The following is an 18,952-nucleotide window of genomic DNA, read 5'->3' on the forward strand; positions in this document are numbered from 1 at the left end:
ATATGTCCAATCCATGGGTTAGCTTTTGTATTTCAACCTATAAACGTCAGAAATTTTTAAAGGATCAATTAACATCTTTATTGACCCAGACCAATACTGATTTTGAAGTTGTGATATCTGACAATGATCCAGAGGGCAGCGCTCAGGAAATTGTTAGACTTCTCAATGATCCACGTTTAAAATATTTCAAGAATGAGGGAAATCTGGGAATGGTCAAGAGTTTTAATAAAAGTATTGAACGTGCGACTACTCCATTTATTGTCATGGTCACTGATGACGACCCAGTACAACCAGAAATGCTGGCTTTTTTCAAAATCATTATAGAAGACCTTCCCGGATTTGGTATTTATTGCGGGTGTTTAAGAAATGGCAAGCGCGAAGGTCAGGTCGAAAATTTTTCTGCAGCGGATTTTTTATTTGAGCTCCTACACCCCGGCCGTACAAGTAATTTTCTTTGGTCCAGCTGCGTTCTAGATCGCCGTGTTGCACTTGAAATTGGTGGTATGCAGGATTATGGAAGTCCACACTTGGCGGATCATGCCATGCTGGCACTATGTAGTAAAAAAACAGGTGGCATTATGGTCAATAAAATGTTCAGTCACCTGAATAAGCATGACAGCAATTTCAGTAAAACGAACCTTGAGTTATACTATACCGCTTGTAGCAGTTTCGTCGATCTGATCCAGGAGTCATTTCCTGAATCCAGCTATATCAAAAATGGAGCAAATGTGATTGAAATTCATTTGAGAGAATGGTTCATTGTAAATATGTTTGTATTAAAAAAATATTTCGCTATTACTAATCCAGACCCTATAAAATTTAATGAAGTAGACCAGATCGCCAAAAGGATATTATCTATACCCATTATGAGAAAAAATGTAGTCTGCTATTATCTTAAACAAGCAATTTTTAAACTCAAAAGACCTTTGTTAAAATCTGGTATTCTAAGATAAAGCAAAATCTATTGAGAGTTTTTAGAATATTTACTCCTAAAAGCCTATTTTTACGCTGATATAAATTGTAAATCAACTATTCTAACCGGTGCTTATCAATATGGCCATTTTTAAATTGGCAGTTCCCGAAATATCTTCAATAGACGCTTGTTCATGCCCGCTTTTAGGTGGAGTAAATGGAGCTAATCATATAAAGCCGATCAAATTCCAACTTGTAGTTTAATTTTTTACGAATAAAATATTAACATACTTCAATCTATTATTAATCTGTTATCAAAATAACTAATTATGAGAACGCTACTGCTAATTTTACTATGCGTGTTTTTTCAACTTGTTTCTTGTACAAAGAACGATCCAAAAGAAAAGGATCCGGAAGTAAATATTAACTATCAGTATATAAGGGATCTCGGTTACAAGGATTCGGAAATAAAAGATACGGGTGATGAGTATTTGGTAGACGGTGACATTTTATTTTCCAAGGAAGCACTACCCGATTTCTCCATTTTTGGGACAACCCCAAAAATTCAACAATCTGGCAGAACATCTTATTTAAGTTATAGTGTACAGTCAAATATATTAGTTCGAATCGATCCATCGATGAATTCCTTAAAAAGTGAAATTGAGGGAGCTATAGCTATTTGGGATAGTGTTCTCAATAGTCGAATAAGGTTCGTAGTTACAGAAGGAACGAATCAAGATGTACTTATAGTAAATGCTGAATTAGGTAGAGGTATTTGTGGGGCTGCCTATTTTCCAATGAACGGCTTACCAGGATCGTTGGTTAAAATCAATAAAGATGAAATAGCAGGGAATACGTTGGAAGAAAGAGTGAGAACTATTGCGCACCAATTGGGGCATGTTATTGGGTTCAGACATACGAACTGGTATTCAACCTTAGAGCCAGCCAGCAAGACTTTGCCTGATAATATAGCAAGAGGTTACGCTGCACAATTACTCAAAATGCCAGATGAGCGAGATCCGAGTTCACTTATGAACAGTGGTCAATGTGGCAGCGGTTCCATTAACCTTTCTAATTCGGATATTCTTACATTACAGTCTCTATACCCTGAGTATCCGCCGGTACCGGGTACTGTACCAGTCTTCAGATATTATATGAGTAATTTGGAAGGAAATTATCAGGATGAAGATTACATATTGACCACTGAAATTATTCAAACTGGCAGTGGCAGTAATACGTATATATTTCAGGGTGTTGCTTTTTTTGCCTTTGCAGAACAAGGCGCTAGTACAGTGCCTGTTTATCGTTATCATAGTGTTTCAGACAATGATCATTATTATACGATAACCCTTGGAGATTTAGGGGGCGGTGTTGGATATATATTTGATGATATAGCGTTTTATGCTTATCCTTATAATACCAATAATTCTGTTCCAATTCATTTGTACACTAACTATCAAACAACAGCCCATAGTTATTCAAATAATCAAGAAAAAATTGGTAGTGATTCAGAACAGTGGGGGTATTCCGGTATTGCCTTCTATGCGCATTAGCAGTAAAGACCTTTTCTAGGGTAGTGAGAATTTTCAAAAGAGAATCCTTAAGAGACTACAGGAGTTCAATATAGACAAGGTGCGGAATGATAGCTTTTCCTTGAAGAATGTAATGGATTCCTTTAGATTGGCACAAGTATTCTAGAGTTAAGTAATATCTCAGCGGAATACATATCTGAGACTATATTCAGTTTAAAAAATTGACATTTTCATTGGGCAAAACTGTTTAGCTTTACAGGTCTACATGAACCGGCAGTTTTCCATCATATTACCTGTACGCAATGGCGGCAATTATATTGCATCCTGTATTTCAGCGATTCTATCGCAAACCTGTCCGGATTTTGAATTATTAATTCTGGAAAACCAGAGTACGGATAATACCCTTGCGCTGATCCAATCGTTTCAGGACGAACGCATCCGGATTTTTCCGGCTGAACGGGATTTAACCATCGAAGAGAACTGGGCCAGAATTACTGAAATTCCAAAAGCGCCTTATATAACGCTAATCGGTCATGATGACCTGCTGGATCCCGGATACCTTACGGAAATGAAGCAGTTGATTCGGGAACAGCCTGCAGCAGGATTGTATCAGACACATTTTCGGTATATTGATAGCAAGGGGTCGCGACTCAGATCCTGTAATCCCATGCAGACTTATTACAGTCCGGAACAGGCGATTTCAGGGTTTTTGGAAGATAAAATTAATTTGATGGGTACCGGGTTTATGATGCGCAGCGAAACCTATGACCGGGCTGGCGGTATTCCACCCTATCCGGCGCTGTTATTTGCTGACATGGAGATTTTTATACGACTGGCCGCTGCGGGCGGGCTCGCCGTGTCGCCCAAAGAGCTGTTTGGCTACCGGATCCATCCTCAGGCGACAACATCGATATCATCCGACCGACGTTTTTTTGCGGCTTTTGAACAGCTGGTGCATTTTTTAGCAGATTTTTCCGTTGAACATCCGGAATTAAGGGATTCGGTCCGTAAAGGCAGCAGTTCGCTGCTGGATAAATATTGCCAGGGTATCACCCACAAGATATTAAAGACTGCCAAAAGCCAAAGGGACAGCCCTTCGGTGGCGGAAGCAATTACAGCGTTCCGTAATTACGGTCAATTACTGACTGATGGAGCGTATGATCCCCGGCAGAACCGTTCGGTGCGTTTGGGGGCCTGGATCGACCGGCGTCCATTCTGGCACCGGATGTTTCTAGAATTCAAAAAAATCTATAAAAAACCGGTACTCTAATACAATCCACTGTTGAGTCAATATTCCATCATAATCGTCAATTATAAGACCCCGCATTTGGTGATTGATTGTATCCGATCGGCAGTAACGGATATCAGGACGCACGAAATCGAGGTTATTGTGGTGGATAATGATTCAGGTGATTACAGTGAAGAGAAGATAATGGAAGCCTTCCCTTTTGTCCGTTTTGTTCAGATGGGTTATAACAGCGGTTTTGCCCGGGCCAATAACCGTGGCATTCAGGAGTCCAAAGGTCAAATTATTCTGTTACTCAATTCCGATACCCTGGATCAGGACGGAGGTATTATACAATGTTTCCGACGCTTTGATCGGGAATCCGATGTAGTGGCTTGTGGATTGCAACTGCTAAATCCTGACGGAAGCCCCCAGATTTCAGGTAATTATGTGATGAAAGGCGGTCTCAATTATCTGATGGCATTACCCTATGTTGGAAGGCTGCTTCGTGGGCTGGCCCTGGCTGCCGGTGCCCGAAAACCCAATATACCTGAAGCCCGGGATACCGTCACCGTAGATTGGATCAATGGTGCATTTCTAATGGTCAAGAAATCTGCGATAGCGCGCGCGGGACTACTGGATGAAGATTTTTTCCTTTACTCCGAAGAGGCAGAGTGGTGCAGTCGGCTGAAGAAGCAGGGCCGCCTCCTGATTTACGGTGACCTCCATGTTATACATCTGGAAGGCGGCTCCTCCAATGCAGCCTATGAATCCCGGTCCAGGGGCTATCAGGTGCTCTCGGATAAAAAAGGCTATCAGATCCTGGTATCCAATTTTGTTCGATTTCGTAAAGAGTTTGGACCATTCTGGTACCTGCTGCACTTAGGAATGCATACTTTCACCATTTTAATAGCTTTGCTGATACTGATTTTCACTACCCTTTTTCCAGGGGAAGGAGTGCGCCGGAAATGGCAGCTTTGGCAGGGATATACCAGGAATGTATTAGGATCCTATCAATTTTTGATACCGATTCTGTTCAACCGGAAACATTTTTATAAAGTACTTTGATTGCCGGTAGTTGCTGGCAATGCCTCAATAATTGCCATGGCTTTACGGGCGATGGCATCCCAGCTGAAATGCTCAAAAAATGCAGCCGGAATCGTAGTATCTTCCATTTGTAATTGATGCAGGATGGCACGGGCAAATCCTGCATTGTCACCATTCCCTGCTAATGCCAGATGCGTGCCTGTTATAGCTGCAGGAATGCCATAGGCCCCTGCCTGAAAAGAGACAGCAGGTGTGTTGGCCGCCAGCGCTTCCACCAGTTTTGTCTTAATTCCGCCACCGTCCGTGATAGGATTTAAAAACAGATCCGCTGCCTTAAAGTAAAGGCCGATGTCTTCTACAAATCCCTTATAAATTATATGACGTTCTTTATAGGCCTTCAATTCCTGGTAAACCTGTGGAAGCCGCATGCCGCAAATAATGATACGGTAAGGAGTCTTTAACGTATTCTGCAAAAAAGGATTGATTTGAGTAAGGATGCGGTCCAGTCCATCGCGGTTCGGCTGGTAATCCAGGGTGCCGTTAAACAGCAGTATTCTGGTATCCTCCGACAGCCCCAGTTCGTCGCAGAGGGCTTTTTTAGCAAGGGCTTTTTCTTTCCTGACAGGAGCAACGTCCGCTTCGATACCATAGGTGATTACTGCTGTCTTATGTGGGTCCAGCCGGTAAGTATTAACTGCGGTGTCTAAGTCTTCCTTGCTGATAAAAAAACTAAAATCCGCCTGGCGATGTCCGAACTTTTCATAGGCATGTAAAAGACGCCACCAGGGTTTTTGCATGCTTTTGAATCGGGCTGCTTCTATATTATGTGAATGAACGATGAGTCGAACGCCGGTAGATTTTTTCAGCAGGTAGCCCAGCCAGCTATAATAAGGATGTTCGATAATCAGGCAACCGATGCCAGTGTTTTTGATCTGTTTTCTGATCCGGAAAAAGAGCCGGATGTCGAGATATCTGAGTTTCCTAAGGGTACTTCCCAATACCGGGAGCCAGGTGATTCCGGGTATAGCTGCCTGGTTTTCGGTTACCGTGAAACAAGATATCTCACTGTAGCGCGACAGGTATTTTAAGAATAGAAAAATCCCTTTTTCTCCGCCGGTAACTGCGGGAACAATGCGGTAAGGCGTTATGGATGCTATTGATTTCGACATGGATCTCAGCCCCAATGCGGTATCCTAATTTTCTGCTTCTTCTTTTGCTGGCTTCGGTTCTTTTTTGTTGACGATCCGAAAATGCATAAAACAACCTCCGATAAAGATGATGATCAGGAGCCAGGAACTGGCGTATGAAATGGCGATACCATTTTTTACTGACTCTGGTTCAAAAACCATTTTTACGGTATGCTTACCCGCTGGAATGACTAAACCTCTGAGGAAATAATCGGTCTTGATGATTTCAGTTTTCTGACCATCGATATAAGCGTTCCAGCCTGCCGGATAGTACACTTCACTGAATACAGCGAATGCCTCTTTGGCACTGCTGGTAGTATATTCGATCAGATCATTGCCATAATTCACCAGTTGAATGACAGATGACGAATCAGCAATCAGGTTGCTTGCATTTTTTAGCAGCGACTGTTGCACGACCGCCGTATCTTTCAGATTGGTCTGACCAATGGCCTGGATTTCGTCAACCGCACTTTTGACAGGTTTAACTGCTTTCACAAACCAGGCGGCACCGTAGGCGCTGGGGTTGGGAATGAGTTCCTGCTGGCCCTGTTGGTTTACGTTGATGATATACTTGGCATCCAGTGCATTCAGGATTTGCTCATTGGGTGTACCGCTAAAATACTTTTCAATGATGTCCTGATAATTTCTCAGTTTCGCAGGATGATAGCCCAGCACCGAACGGTGATAATAGGAGACCCGGTTATCGTTCATGCCCTGCACTTCATACACCCGGTAATGCGGGTCTTTATCTTTGAGGATTTCCTGGTCAATGGGCAGGGGAGTAGTCAGGCTCGACTGTAATTCGTCTTTGGGAATATAGAGTTCATCGGGAAAATATTGTTTATCCACAATCCACAGATCGATTAGTGAGATCAGGGTAATCAGCGCTACGGCCATTACTGCGCTGAACCATTTTTTCAGGTAGCCATATAGTAATGCCAGTACCAAAAACAGGAATATAAGCGCCCGGAAGACCTGGCCACCGAAGACATGCTGGCGATCTGCTTTCATGCCAGCTATGATGGCCCGGTTGAACTGATCGCCCCCGTTCGGGTCCAGCTGCATTTGGAGAATTTGCTGGTCAAAACCCGAGCTATAGTCCTGTGATAAATATACCAGACCCAACACTACCGCGATACCGCCCAATGTATAGAGCACTTTTTTGAAGTTTGCTGCTAATGCCTCCCGGGCCCCTTCTTTAAAAAACAAGGTGTAGACAGCCAGCAGGGCCATCAGCGGCATTGTAAACTCTGCAATTACCAGCGCCATCGAAGGCGCCCGGAATTTATTATATAGCGGTAGGTTATTTAGCAGAAAATGATTGAAACCATAGAAATAACTGCCCCAGCTCATTAAAACAGATAAGACGGTGACGATCAGTAAGGGCCATTTCAGGCGATGTCGCACTACAACGAAACCGATGATCGCCAGAATAAAGATCAGCGCACCAATGTAGGCAGGTCCGCCGGAGTATTCTCCAGGTTTGCTCATGCCTCCCCAATAGAGCGGCAGTCGCATCTGGGAAATAAATTGGGCTGCCTGCATTTCAGGTACACCGGCACTGACCAGCTTTTCCACGACTTCTGAATCTTCTGGTATGGGCGTGCCACTACTGCCGCCAGCACCCTTTGGCATGAGCATGATCAGTGGCTCGGCCGGTTTCATACTGTAATTGAAGGCATAATCGGCATCCAGGCCGGAGGTTTGGGCCGCCTTAACTTCCGTTGCGCTGATTTCCAAATCCTTGCCACCCCGCATGGTAAATTTTGTGTATTCACTGGTCGTCAGGTAGGCCAAAGAATAACAGCCCAAGGCGACCAGTGCGGCCACGGCACTCAAGCCCAGCGATAGGGCCAGGTGCCGGTAATCTTTTTGGCGGATCCAGTTGACCATATAACCAATGGTAACGGCCAGTGCAACAATAAAAAAGTAATAACTGATCTGCGGGTGATTGGACATGAGTTCCATATAGGCGCCCAGGGTGGCTACTGCTATGCCCAGCCAGTATTTTCGGTTAAAAATCAATAACAGTCCGGCAAGCAATAATGGCATATAGGCGATTGCCATCATCTTGGTCTCATGTCCTGAGCTGATAATCAGCGGGTTATATGTAGAGAACGCAAAAGTCAGCCCACCTAGTATACCGATGACCGGATTAAAACCAAGAGCCAGCGACAGAATATAAAAACATATACAGGCGATGAAGAAAAAATTCATGGGTTTGGGCAGCCCCAATCCAAAAACCTGATTCAGGTCAAAAGGTAACGCGCTTTTGCCCTCCATTGCGATCTGGTAATTGGGCATGCCACTGAATACATTCGTGTTCCAGAGCGGCATTTTACCAGTCTTCTCTTTAATGTCATAGGAATTCTGGGCAGAACCCTTCCATCCGCTGATACCGGTATCGTGCTGGTTGAGTACCCTGCCGTCCAAAACCGGTTTGCAGAAAAAGACGCTGACGATCAGAAAAATAATAATGGCAATAAAATGAGGTAAGGCTTTTTTTAACCAGTTCATGTGAGTTGTTTTTTGTTACAGAGGCCTGGGACTCCTTGTGATTTTGCGAAATCCCTGAAGGATTGGGCTCCTGAAAAGGCAAAATAATACTATTTTGTACGAATTGGGCATAAATTTTAGGCCGGATTCCGACTTCAAGCGGTTAAAAAAACCAGGAGATCGTTTTTGAGAAGTCAGGTTGTCCTAAATTTGAATCCTATGCGCTGGTTAATTTTCTTATCCAGGGTGGCGTTTTTGAGCGGTGTGTTGATGCTGATCGCCATTTCCCTGTTGATATGGCCCTGGAACGGAGAAGAACCGGTTTCCTCCGCCGTTTTTAATGCGGGTTATGTTCTGGGCGTTTTTTTACTGCCCATGGTCAACGTCCTGTATCTGTTGTTGAGAGTAAGTGGGAGGAAACCCCAAGCCTTCGTACCCCGATGGCTAATGAGTGCTAATCTTTTCTTTCTGATTGTACTGCTGGTCTTCATTCTATTTGTTTATTAATATGATACGATCTATTATTGGTAATAAAGCCACCAAACTCTATATCATTCTGGGCGGCTTCTTTATTGCCAACGCTATTATTGCAGAAGTAATTGGTGTTAAAATCTTTTCACTGGAGAAGACCCTGGGAATCACGCCCTTCGACATCCGACTGTTTGGCAATAGTTTTTCTTTCAATCTGACAGCAGGCGTTTTGTTATGGCCTGTGGTCTTTATAATGACAGATATTATCAATGAGTATTACGGGATGAAAGGCGTAAAGCTGCTTTCCTATATTGCCGCAGGGTTGATTGCCTATACTTTTCTGATGTTTCAGGGAGCAATATACCTGACGCCGGCCGATTTCTGGACCGGCAACTACGAAGCGCAGCAAATTACCAATGCGGATAATGCCTATAAAATCATACTGGGTCAGGGATCCTGGATTATCATTGGATCGTTAGCGGCATTTTTAATAGGACAAATCCTGGATGTGGCTGTTTTCCACAGTATCAAGAAAGTGACAGGCGAGAAAGCCATCTGGCTACGGGCGACTGGTTCTACGCTGATTTCGCAGCTCATTGACAGTTTTGTGGTTCTTTTTATCGCATTTTATATCGGCCCCCGGGTTTCGCCAAATCAGGGTGCCCCCTGGGACCTGAAACTGGTCCTGGCAATTTGCGTAGGCAATTATATCTATAAATTTATTGTGGCGGTAGTGATGACCCCTTTAATTTATTTGATCCATGGTATTATCGAAAGATATCTGGGTGACCAGCTGGCCAGCGAAATGAAAAAAGAAGCGATGCATCATTCTTGAGCAGTGGTTCGATCATTACCAATAACAGGATTTACATCAGGAATTTCTACCAATTTTTCAACAAATACAGAAAACGGAATTAATTATCCCGTTTTTTAACCTATTTTTGCGCGATTTTTTGTTCAAACACAACCGTCACTGCTACCTGAAATTCGGAACTTAGACCCGGAGGGTTGATCCCGAAGACTCTGGTTCGCCAGTGATGACAAAAAAAAGACATAAATGCCTGACAGTCAACCCCGCGCCATTTTATTATTACAGGATGGAACTATAGCCGAAGGATATGCTTTTGGCGCCATCGGAACCACCACCGGTGAGATTTGCTTTAACACCGGAATGACCGGTTATCAGGAAGTTTTTACCGATCCCAGCTATTTTGGACAGATTGTCATCATGAATGCGGTACATGTCGGAAATTACGGTGTGAAACCTGAAGATGTGGAAAGCAACAGCGTGAAGATTCTAGGTGTAATTGCCAAGAACCTGAACGAGAATTTTTCACGACCGCTGGCAGAAGGCTCCCTGGATGCCTATCTGAAGCATAATAATATTGTCTCTATTCAGGGAGTGGATACCCGGGCTCTTGTAGCCCATATCCGCACCAGGGGGGCCATGAACTGCATTATTTCTTCTGAAATTTTTGATGTTGATGAATTGAAGCGCCGGCTGGACGCCACCCCTGACATGGGTGGTCTGGAACTGGCATCAAAAGTGAGTACGGAGCAGGCTTATGAACTGGGCAGTCCCGATGCAGCCGTGAAGATTGCGGTTATGGATTACGGTACCAAACAGCATATTCTGAAATGTATGGTTGACCGGGGTGCCCACGTGAAAGTTTTTCCGGCGAAAACCAGTATACAGGAAGTCAATGCCTTTGAGCCAGACGGCTACTTTATATCCAATGGCCCGGGAGACCCGGCAGCCATGGAATATGCCGTAGATACCGTTAAAGAAATTCTCAACCAGGAAAAACCAGTATTTGGTATCTGTTTGGGGCATCAGCTGCTGGCCCTGGCCAATGGCATCGAAACCTTTAAAATGCACCATGGCCACAGGGGACTCAATCACCCGGTGAAAAACCTGATCACGGGTAAGTCTGAAATTACCACCCAGAACCATGGTTTTGGTGTGGATCCGGAAGCGGTCAGGGCTTCCGATAAGGTGGAAATTACCCATGTCAACCTTAATGACCAATCCATCGAGGGGATTCGTGTTAAAGGCAAACCCGCTTTTTCTGTGCAGTATCACCCCGAAAGCACTCCCGGTCCTCATGATTCACGCTATTTATTTGATGATTTCATTCAAATGGTGAAATCTCATAAACAGTAAGCCGGGATTTGCCCGATTGAATGCATCAACCTGCCTGTCTCTGTTGGCGGCTTTCTGGCCATTGTCTAATTTTCCCTAACTGCTAAATAAATTAGTATGTAATTTTGTGCCATGACGCCATTAGCAGAAAGATTAAGACCCCGAACACTGGACGAAGTTGTGGGCCAGCAACACTTGATTGGACCGGACAGCGTTTTGCGGAATGCAGTAGCTGGTAAAACCCTGGGTTCCGTTATTTTCTGGGGACCTCCCGGAACCGGTAAGACCACACTCGCTCATATTATAGCGCAGGAACTCTCACTTTCATTTTTTGCACTGAGCGCTGTGGATGCGGGCGTAAAAGAAGTCCGTGCGGTTATTGAAAAAGCGCGAACCTTACCGGGCAGTATTTTATTTATTGATGAGATTCACCGATTTAATAAAACACAACAGGATGCGCTTTTGCATGCCGTAGAACGTGGCATCATACGATTGATTGGAGCGACCACAGAAAATCCATCTTTTGAAGTCAATAGTGCTCTTTTAAGCCGCTGTCAGGTTTATGTATTAAAATCACTCGAAAAACAGGAACTGATTCAACTGCTGGAACGGGCCATTCAACAGGATGCCGTATTAAAACGACATCGGGTTGTACTCGGTGAAACTGAAGCCCTGTTGCGGCTCAGCGGGGGTGATGCTCGGAAACTGTTGAATCTGCTTGAACTGACTGTGAATGGAGCTAAATCCACAGCCGGGGAGGACCTGGTGCTTACCAACGATATGGTAATGGAGATTGCGCAGCAGAAAACGGTATTGTATGATAAAACCGGCGAGCAACACTATGATATCATTTCTGCCTTTATCAAATCTATTCGGGGAAGTGATCCCAATGGTGCAGTATATTGGCTGGCTCGAATGATCGAAGGCGGCGAGGACCTGAAATTTATTGCTCGTCGGCTGGTAATCCTCGCCAGCGAAGACATTGGGAATGCCAACCCCAATGCATTGTTGATCGCTAACGCCTGTTTTGACGCAGTAACACGGATCGGATATCCCGAATCGCGGATCATTCTTTCCCAATGTGTGATTTATCTGGCTTCAAGTTCTAAAAGTAATGCAGCATATCAGGCTATTGGCGCAGCGCAGGCGATGGTGCGCAGCCACGGGGATTTATCCGTACCCCTGCACCTGCGCAACGCGCCCACCAAACTGATGCAACAGATGAATTATGGTAAAGGCTATCAATATGCACATCAGTTTGAGAATAATTTCGCTTCCCAGGAGTATCTGCCGGATGAAATAGCCGGTACCAGGTTTTATGAGCCGGGAGATAACCCCCGGGAAAATGAATTGCGAAATTTTCTTAAGAAAAGATGGAAAGAAAAATACGGCTATTAACTATTTGTGCTGATATCCTGTTTCGCCAAACCATTAATTATTAAAAAGATCAAAGCATGGACTGGTTTTGCAAAAAATTTGAAGCGCTTTCAAGGGAAGAATTATATGCAGTACTGCAACTGCGATCCGAAGTATTTGTAGTCGAGCAACATTGCTATTACCAGGACCTTGATGACAAGGATCAGCAAAGCCATCATTTACTGGGTTATGAGAACGGAGCACTGATGGCTTACAGCCGGCTGCTACCGCCGGGACTGAGCTATGAGGAACCGGCGATTGGCCGGGTCGTATTACGGGTACAGGCGAGGGGTGGCGGCGCTGGCCAGTCTTTGATGGAGCATAGCATTGAACAATGTTACCGACTATACGGCCGGCAACCTATCAAATTAGGCGCACAATATCATCTGCGAAGATTTTATGAAAAGCTGGGATTCATACAGGCCGGTGATATATATGACGATGCCGGTATCGACCATATTCCAATGATCAAAGCTTAAGACCGAATGGGTAGATTGATCAGATACAATAGCAAACGGCATTGATATTCATTCCGGCCCCGACTGAAGCAAACAGGATGATATCGCCTTCAGTAATTTGATGCCCCGGTACCTTATTATTCTGTAGTAGATAATACAAGGTTGGTATGGTGGCAACCGAACTATTTCCCAACCAGTGAATACTCATCGGCATAATATTGTCGGGAGGCGTTGCATCGTATAGTTCGTAAAACCGGCGTATGATCTGTTCGTCCATTTTTTCATTGGCCTGATGAATCAGGATTTTGCTAATACGCTCCACCGGAATGCCACTCTTGTCCAGACAGGCTTTCATCGCCAGGGGAACTTGTTGCAGTGCGTATTCGTATACCTTTCTGCCTTTCATTTTTATAAAAAGAGCATTCCCCCCGGGGTTTTCATAGCCGGAGCCCATATTGATAAAGTCCAGCTCTTCCATGCTATGGGTTTGTGCAGCACAACTTAGAATACCTTTTCCAGCGGGTGCCGGTTGGTATTCCATCACTACGGCTCCGGCACCGTCTGCGAAAATCATACTATCCCGGTCAGAAGGGTCGATGACCCTGGAAAGTGTTTCAGTACCGATCAGTAAAACCTTCTGTGCCATACCCGCCTGAAACCAGGCATGAGATTGAATAACGGTATGCAGCCAGCCGGGGCAGCCTACCAGTACATCATAGGCGATACATTCGGGTCTTCTGATACCCAGTACATGTTTGACCCTTGAAGCCAAAGATGGAACATTCTGTGTCTGCAGGGAATTACTGGTAACATCGCCAAAATTGTGAGCGACGACTACCTGATCGAGCGATTCGGGATCGATACCGCTATTGAGTATTGCCTGCCATCCCGCAATGGCCGCCATATCAGATGCATTGACATGAGCAGGTGCATAGCGTCGTTCAGAAATCCCGGTGATGTCTTTGAACTTCTCAATAATCGTTTGCTGGTGTGCGGTAATGGGCACGCCGTCCGATTTAAAAAATTGATGGGTAGAGAAGTCGGCATTTTTTTGGATCTCCGATGGTATATAAGCTCCTGAACCTGTGATAATGGAGGCAAAACTCATGTAAAAACTGTTTAATTGATCAAGGTATTATCCGTTTGGATATTGACAAATCAATATTCACTTAAATATACCCCTTTTTAAATTAATTTTTTCCATCCACCGTAAGGTACGAGGTCGACAACGCTGCCTGGTAACTGGATTTACGCAGATGCCGGACGGCGATAAAAGCGCTTCTTATTTTTACCGGCATTGTTTTTTTGTCCTGAACTGTTTCGATGGCCTGTGGCCGATGCAGTGGATTCCTTCGCAGGCATCATGGGCACCAGGGGCGCTTCAAAAGCATGACCTTCGACTACCGGAATGGTTTTGCGAATCAGTTTTTGGATATCCCGCAGATAGGGTCGTTCTTCGGCATCGCAGAAAGAAATTGCTACGCCATCTGCACCTGCCCTGCCTGTTCGGCCAATGCGGTGTACATAAGTGTCGGGTTCATTTGGTAATTCGAAATTGATTACCAGCCCCATCTGATCGATATCAATACCTCTTGCGGCAATATCAGTAGCTACCAGAACCCGAATAGCTCCTGACTTGAAATTGCCAAGTGCTGTCTGGCGAGCGTTTTGAGATTTATTGCCATGAATGGCGGCAGCTTTGAACCCTGCCTGAATCAGTTTTCTGACTACTTTATCCGCACCATGTTTAGTCCGGGTAAATACCAGAACGGAGGGTGCAGCTTCTTTGTGTAGGATATCCAATAACAACGGTAATTTCTGCCCTTTATCTGCAAAATATACGGATTGTTGGATCCGATCCACGGTGGTGGCAGGCGGAGTGATTGTAATCGTGGAAGGGTTGTTTAAAAACTGTTGTGACAGCCGCTGGATCTCCATGGGCATGGTTGCTGAGAACAGGATGGTCTGGCGGACGGCAGGCAGTTTGGATAGAATTCTTCTAACATCATGAATAAAGCCCATATCCAGCATCCGGTCTGCTTCATCCAGCACCAGGTATTTGATATCCCTGAGAGAAAGCAATCCCTGCTGCATCAGATCCAGTAAGCGGCCCGGAGTTGCAATCAGGATGTCTACCCTTTGTTGGAGCGCCCTGACCTGATTAACCTGAGATACGCCACCGAAAATCGCCAGATGTTTCAACGGGAGATATTTACCATACTCTTTAAAACTTTCTGCGACCTGAAGGGCCAATTCCCGGGTAGGTGTTAGTATCAGCGCCCGACAATTCTTACTGCGTATGTCTTCTTCGGACATCAACTGAAGCAGCGGTAATGCAAAGGCAGCAGTTTTGCCGGTGCCGGTCTGGGCACAGGCGATCAGGTCTTTATTCTTTAAAACGATAGGTATGGATTGTTCCTGAACAGGAGAGGGGGTGTTATAACCCAGTTCACTTACAGCTCTTAATAAAGGCGCTATAAGCGGTAAATTATTAAATGACAAATTATTAAAATTAAACAGTGAAAAATCGGGTAAGGCTGTGTACCAGGAAGTTCACACGAAACCCGCCTTACGTTAAACGCGCACTATATTTGATAGGAGGAATAGTACAAATCCAGTGAAGGGATAACATAACAGGGCGCAAAGGTAGCGATTTTATGCGAGATGACCCATATTCGACGGAAACAGACGGGCTTTTGCCGGATATAGCTGGCCCAAATATGACGAATGATTAGTTAGGAGATGGAAAAAGGAAATACCGGACGAACTGGTCCAACTGTTAGTTATTTCGTTAATTTGTAAGGCTAAAGTCAATTTCCGGTGGGAGCCAGGACGGGGCGTTTTGGTACAATTCTTATCCACATATTATATTACCCGAATGGGCGTAAACCTTTTTAGAAATGAGCAGTATCATCGGTGCGCTAAATATGACTTTGGATGGCTATTGTGATCACAATGCCGTCGATGCAAGTGAAGCCTTGCATCAGTATTGGGCATCCATTATCGATAATGCCGGAGTACTGATGTATGGCAGGGTGACTTATCAATTGATGGAGTATTGGAAGACTCTCCTGGACACGCCTTCCGGAAATGCTTTTATGGATGCTTTTGCTGTTTCCATAGACCGGGTCCCTAAGATCGTGTTTTCCCGGACCTTACAAGCGCTTGATTGGAAGTCTGCCCGACTGGCGGATGAAGATTTGAAAATGGCAACCCTGAAATTAAAGGAAATGGCTGGGAAAGATATCTATGCCTGTAGTCGCAGCCTCATTGTTCAGTTACTGGATTTGTCGCTGCTGGATCAGCTGCAAATCGTGATACATCCCGTTGTTGCCGGTAAAGGATTGCCGTTGTTCCAGAATTTACAAGCGGGTAAAAAACTTCATTTGCTGAGAACCGAAAAGGTAGGTACAGGAGCTTTAGCCTTGTATTATCAGCCCTTGCATTCGAGCTGAATACTTTTACCTCCTAGTTAAACCTCCACGCGTGTACGCGCAAGTTCCTTACGAGGTTTTTACATCTAATACTGATGTTGCAAAAATGCTTTATTTTACAGTTATGCAAAAAACAGTTTTCTGCCTTTCATCCCAAAAACTAAATACTTTTGGGTTTTACGGCAAGTTTTATTAATAGGGTGATTTGTTCTCGAGTTCGACAGATATTGGCACAGACAATTTTAATGACAGACGAAACAATACAAGTTATGGGATTAGACATGCGGCCATTGGGTAAACCTAAGCCAGGATTTGAAAAAAGGTTCGTTGAAATTTTTGGATTGTTGACAATGAATATCTTCCCTAAGCCTTCTTTCCTTGACAAAATAAAAGGGACAAAATATCCAACAAAAGAAGAACTTTTAATTGAATGGTTTACAAATCAAATTCAATCCTATGAGACCATTAAAGCACCGAAAGTTGGACGAGATAAAGAGGCCAACGAATGGATTAGAGTTAAGTATGAACAACTTAAACAAAAGCCACTACTCGAGCAATTTTTACAAGATTACGATGGATACTATGTAATTGAGTTAGCGAAAGAAAAAGACGGCGTGCCTGTTTATGTTGCAGCGGGACAGGACGAAAATGTATTTCGTGGTGAATTTCTTCGATTCTGTGAAGATATAATTGGAGATGACTTAATCAATGAAGCGTGGAATACAAAAATGGCTATCGAAACTTTGGAATATGGTAACAGACTAATGGAAGTAGCTGGCAAAATAGCTAAACAGCATAACTTGGAATATTTGAAATCCCAACGACTTCCACCTGACGCGGACGAAGACTCAATAGAAAGTAAATTGCATATTCTGTTTTCTTTAGCGAAATGGTTAATTTTTTATGGAAAAAACGGACACGGCTATGAAGCTGACTTTTGATAGAAGAATTTCCTGTAACAGTACTTCGTTTCCACCACTTTCAAATTTGAAAAACTTATCTTATTAGTGAGGTGATTCCTGCCTTGTCTCGATTTTACACAGACCGGACGGTCAGGTCTCTGAACGAAGCGTACCATATCTGTAAACGACTGTTAAGCCGTTTACAGATATTCCATTTATTTATTGACTTGCCCCGCAATAATTTTTTTACCGGATGCTCTTTAATCCGGGAATTGCTGCTTTATAATACGTCGCTGATCGGCAGGTATATCTTCTATTTTGCGTAGTGTATTAGCCTGTATATGAGGCCAGCTTGTGGTACCACCCGAATTCCCGAATTGAAATTCAAAGAAGACGATTTGCTCATACTGCAGTTGCAGGATTTCTTTTCCGTCCTCGATTACGGTCTCGATCCACATACTCATCTCCACTTCAACTGTAGGAACAAAGCGATTCACGAACGGGACATTTAAAATGCCACCTTCTGCGCCGGTTGGCATTCTGGATGACAATTTTACCAGCACATAGTTGCTTACCTGTTGACCGCTTAGAGTATCCCGGAGTCTCAGATCGGGTCTTACGGCATAGGGATATAAATCGTCGGCCAGTATTCTTTGCGTGTAAATTTTATTGGAACCGGGATCATTTTCATCCGTAAGTGTTTCATGCACCCAGGCTGGCGCAGGCTGATCGAGATTGATAGGGTCCGACGGACTGGCACCTGCGCCCCCCATCGTATTTGAAATTGACAGATGCTCAGGTTGCCAGGCTGCGTCACCATAAGGAAATTGTGGCGCCGCATTGATGAGATAACTATTGCCATTAGGTTGGATGTCACCCAGTAAAGTAACGGTACTGCCATGAGGGATGACACCACTTCTGGAAATAGAATAGTCGGGTATAAAATACGGTCCTTCAGTACCAGCGCCCGGTTTTATTTCCTGAGCCGGGATGATTTCATAATATTGCTGTCCTGGTGCCAGTTCACTTAACAGAATATACTTTTTATTATTTTCATCCGCCGATACCTGAACCAGGGGCTCATTTCTGTATTCTCCCTTGTAGCCGTAGAGTTTATAATCTTCCTCAGAAAATGCATGGATGCCGCGGTCTTTTTCGATCGATTCTTTGGTAGCGGCATGATTGTACACATCGCTGAGCCATAAATACATGCCGTTTTCATCATGAATGGGTGTGTATTTTAAAGATTCCTGTCCTTCAACTTTCGTAACACTCTTGATGTTTTGCTCATATTTGACGGCGCCACAGAATAATTCACTTGCCCCGCCACGATTACGTACACCACCCGGCATGAGCGAGAATGTCAGTTTCTCGATATATTCTTCACAGTCAAAACTAAACTTCCCGGGGATAGTTCCTGAATTGGTCCCCGGAGAGGGCATGATGGTGGTATGGATTCCACTGGCCAGGGACGGCTTGACAATATTTTTGTTGTAGTTGGCATTGTAGCTCACCCAGGTGCCTTCCAGGGCAAGTAGCACACCGTAATCCACATCGTTGACGATTTGATCGAGATTTTCTTCCTTAAAGGGCAGTACCGGGTCATCGATCAGCAGCTTCGAGTATCCCTCCATGATTTGCGCCAGGGAGCGCTGATTGGTAGCTTTTTTTTTGATGAGGCGCGAAGCACCTGCTTCGAGACCTTCTTTTTTTCGTTTAAGCATTTTCT

The 18,952-nt window shown here is 44.2% G+C and carries 16 protein-coding genes; 11 read left to right on the forward strand and 5 right to left on the reverse strand.

Going from position 1 to position 18,952, the window contains the following annotated elements; all coding sequences use genetic code 11:
- Nucleotides 1-2 precede the first annotated feature (2 nt).
- The 4 genes from ACYVI9_RS07215 (at nucleotide 3) to ACYVI9_RS07230 (ending at nucleotide 4,737) form a co-directional block, all read left to right on the forward strand.
- Nucleotides 3-953 carry a glycosyltransferase family 2 protein gene (locus tag ACYVI9_RS07215; protein WP_460762634.1) on the forward strand — a complete coding sequence of 317 codons (951 nt, stop codon included), beginning with the start codon at nucleotides 3-5 and terminating at the stop codon, nucleotides 951-953.
- Between the two features lie 288 nt (nucleotides 954-1,241).
- The gene (locus tag ACYVI9_RS07220; RefSeq protein ID WP_460762637.1) at nucleotides 1,242-2,465 is read left to right on the forward strand and encodes a M57 family metalloprotease; all 1,224 of its coding nucleotides are present in this window, start codon (nucleotides 1,242-1,244) and stop codon (nucleotides 2,463-2,465) included.
- A 244-nt stretch (nucleotides 2,466-2,709) separates the two neighbouring features.
- Nucleotides 2,710-3,714 carry a glycosyltransferase family 2 protein gene (locus tag ACYVI9_RS07225; RefSeq protein ID WP_460762640.1) on the forward strand — a complete coding sequence of 335 codons (1,005 nt, stop codon included), beginning with the start codon at nucleotides 2,710-2,712 and terminating at the stop codon, nucleotides 3,712-3,714.
- Between the two features lie 12 nt (nucleotides 3,715-3,726).
- Complete coding sequence (locus ACYVI9_RS07230) at nucleotides 3,727-4,737, forward strand: glycosyltransferase family 2 protein (RefSeq protein ID WP_460762642.1); 1,011 nt, start codon at nucleotides 3,727-3,729, stop codon at nucleotides 4,735-4,737.
- Here the strand turns inward: ACYVI9_RS07230 and ACYVI9_RS07235 are convergent.
- Both ACYVI9_RS07235 and ACYVI9_RS07240 read right to left on the reverse strand, forming a co-directional pair.
- On the reverse strand, nucleotides 4,722-5,885 hold the full coding sequence (locus ACYVI9_RS07235; RefSeq protein WP_460762645.1) for a glycosyltransferase family 4 protein: 1,164 nt from the start codon (nucleotides 5,883-5,885) through the stop codon (nucleotides 4,722-4,724). The genes ACYVI9_RS07230 and ACYVI9_RS07235 overlap by 16 nt on opposite strands.
- 24 nt (nucleotides 5,886-5,909) lie before the next feature.
- On the reverse strand, nucleotides 5,910-8,420 hold the full coding sequence (locus ACYVI9_RS07240; RefSeq protein ID WP_460762648.1) for a YfhO family protein: 2,511 nt from the start codon (nucleotides 8,418-8,420) through the stop codon (nucleotides 5,910-5,912).
- Between the two features lie 198 nt (nucleotides 8,421-8,618).
- On the opposite strand from ACYVI9_RS07240, the gene ACYVI9_RS07245 reads away from it, so the two are divergent.
- From ACYVI9_RS07245 to ACYVI9_RS07265, 5 genes are all read left to right on the forward strand, one after another.
- Nucleotides 8,619-8,906 carry a hypothetical protein gene (locus ACYVI9_RS07245; protein ID WP_460762651.1) on the forward strand — a complete coding sequence of 96 codons (288 nt, stop codon included), beginning with the start codon at nucleotides 8,619-8,621 and terminating at the stop codon, nucleotides 8,904-8,906.
- A gap of 1 nt (nucleotide 8,907) precedes the next feature.
- Nucleotides 8,908-9,705 carry a queuosine precursor transporter gene (locus ACYVI9_RS07250; protein WP_460762653.1) on the forward strand — a complete coding sequence of 266 codons (798 nt, stop codon included), beginning with the start codon at nucleotides 8,908-8,910 and terminating at the stop codon, nucleotides 9,703-9,705.
- Nucleotides 9,706-9,927: 222 nt separating this feature from the next.
- Nucleotides 9,928-11,034: a glutamine-hydrolyzing carbamoyl-phosphate synthase small subunit gene (carA, locus tag ACYVI9_RS07255; protein WP_460762656.1), complete on the forward strand. Its 1,107-nt coding sequence runs from the start codon at nucleotides 9,928-9,930 to the stop codon at nucleotides 11,032-11,034.
- A gap of 111 nt (nucleotides 11,035-11,145) precedes the next feature.
- Nucleotides 11,146-12,411, forward strand: coding sequence for a replication-associated recombination protein A (locus ACYVI9_RS07260; RefSeq protein ID WP_460762658.1), 1,266 nt, complete (start codon nucleotides 11,146-11,148; stop codon nucleotides 12,409-12,411).
- 56 nt (nucleotides 12,412-12,467) lie between these two features.
- Complete coding sequence (locus ACYVI9_RS07265; RefSeq protein WP_460762661.1) at nucleotides 12,468-12,908, forward strand: GNAT family N-acetyltransferase; 441 nt, start codon at nucleotides 12,468-12,470, stop codon at nucleotides 12,906-12,908.
- Between the two features lie 19 nt (nucleotides 12,909-12,927).
- Here the strand turns inward: ACYVI9_RS07265 and ACYVI9_RS07270 are convergent, their stop codons facing one another.
- Together ACYVI9_RS07270 and ACYVI9_RS07275 are read right to left on the reverse strand one after the other, a co-directional pair.
- Nucleotides 12,928-13,995: a 3-oxoacyl-ACP synthase III family protein gene (locus ACYVI9_RS07270; RefSeq protein WP_460762664.1), complete on the reverse strand. Its 1,068-nt coding sequence runs from the start codon at nucleotides 13,993-13,995 to the stop codon at nucleotides 12,928-12,930.
- A 140-nt stretch (nucleotides 13,996-14,135) separates the two neighbouring features.
- Nucleotides 14,136-15,389: a DEAD/DEAH box helicase gene (locus tag ACYVI9_RS07275; RefSeq protein ID WP_460762667.1), complete on the reverse strand. Its 1,254-nt coding sequence runs from the start codon at nucleotides 15,387-15,389 to the stop codon at nucleotides 14,136-14,138.
- 398 nt (nucleotides 15,390-15,787) lie between these two features.
- On the opposite strand from ACYVI9_RS07275, the gene ACYVI9_RS07280 reads away from it, so the two are divergent.
- Both ACYVI9_RS07280 and ACYVI9_RS07285 read left to right on the forward strand, forming a co-directional pair.
- Nucleotides 15,788-16,342, forward strand: a complete 555-nt coding sequence (locus ACYVI9_RS07280) for a dihydrofolate reductase family protein (protein WP_460762670.1) — start codon at nucleotides 15,788-15,790, stop codon at nucleotides 16,340-16,342.
- 149 nt (nucleotides 16,343-16,491) lie between these two features.
- Entirely contained in the window at nucleotides 16,492-17,262 is a 771-nt protein-coding gene (locus tag ACYVI9_RS07285) for a hypothetical protein (RefSeq protein ID WP_460762673.1), read from the forward strand.
- A 221-nt stretch (nucleotides 17,263-17,483) separates the two neighbouring features.
- Here ACYVI9_RS07285 and ACYVI9_RS07290 read toward each other — a convergent pair whose 3' ends face one another.
- Complete coding sequence (locus tag ACYVI9_RS07290) at nucleotides 17,484-18,947, reverse strand: peroxidase, FMP-type (protein WP_460762676.1); 1,464 nt, start codon at nucleotides 18,945-18,947, stop codon at nucleotides 17,484-17,486.
- Between the last annotated feature and the right edge of the window lie 5 nt (nucleotides 18,948-18,952).

Source organism: Niabella terrae (assembly GCF_054783135.1).

Coding starts and splice junctions, on each gene's coding strand:
- ACYVI9_RS07215 (WP_460762634.1), top strand. CDS start 3: ATGTCCAATCCATGGGTTAGCTTTTGTATTTCAACCTATAAACGTCAG.
- ACYVI9_RS07220 (WP_460762637.1), top strand. CDS start 1,242: ATGAGAACGCTACTGCTAATTTTACTATGCGTGTTTTTTCAACTTGTT.
- ACYVI9_RS07225 (WP_460762640.1), top strand. CDS start 2,710: ATGAACCGGCAGTTTTCCATCATATTACCTGTACGCAATGGCGGCAAT.
- ACYVI9_RS07235 (WP_460762645.1), bottom strand. CDS start 5,885: ATGTCGAAATCAATAGCATCCATAACGCCTTACCGCATTGTTCCCGCA.
- ACYVI9_RS07240 (WP_460762648.1), bottom strand. CDS start 8,420: ATGAACTGGTTAAAAAAAGCCTTACCTCATTTTATTGCCATTATTATT.
- ACYVI9_RS07245 (WP_460762651.1), top strand. CDS start 8,619: ATGCGCTGGTTAATTTTCTTATCCAGGGTGGCGTTTTTGAGCGGTGTG.
- ACYVI9_RS07250 (WP_460762653.1), top strand. CDS start 8,908: ATGATACGATCTATTATTGGTAATAAAGCCACCAAACTCTATATCATT.
- carA (WP_460762656.1), top strand. CDS start 9,928: ATGCCTGACAGTCAACCCCGCGCCATTTTATTATTACAGGATGGAACT.
- ACYVI9_RS07260 (WP_460762658.1), top strand. CDS start 11,146: ATGACGCCATTAGCAGAAAGATTAAGACCCCGAACACTGGACGAAGTT.
- ACYVI9_RS07265 (WP_460762661.1), top strand. CDS start 12,468: ATGGACTGGTTTTGCAAAAAATTTGAAGCGCTTTCAAGGGAAGAATTA.
- ACYVI9_RS07270 (WP_460762664.1), bottom strand. CDS start 13,995: ATGAGTTTTGCCTCCATTATCACAGGTTCAGGAGCTTATATACCATCG.
- ACYVI9_RS07280 (WP_460762670.1), top strand. CDS start 15,788: ATGAGCAGTATCATCGGTGCGCTAAATATGACTTTGGATGGCTATTGT.
- ACYVI9_RS07290 (WP_460762676.1), bottom strand. CDS start 18,947: ATGCTTAAACGAAAAAAAGAAGGTCTCGAAGCAGGTGCTTCGCGCCTC.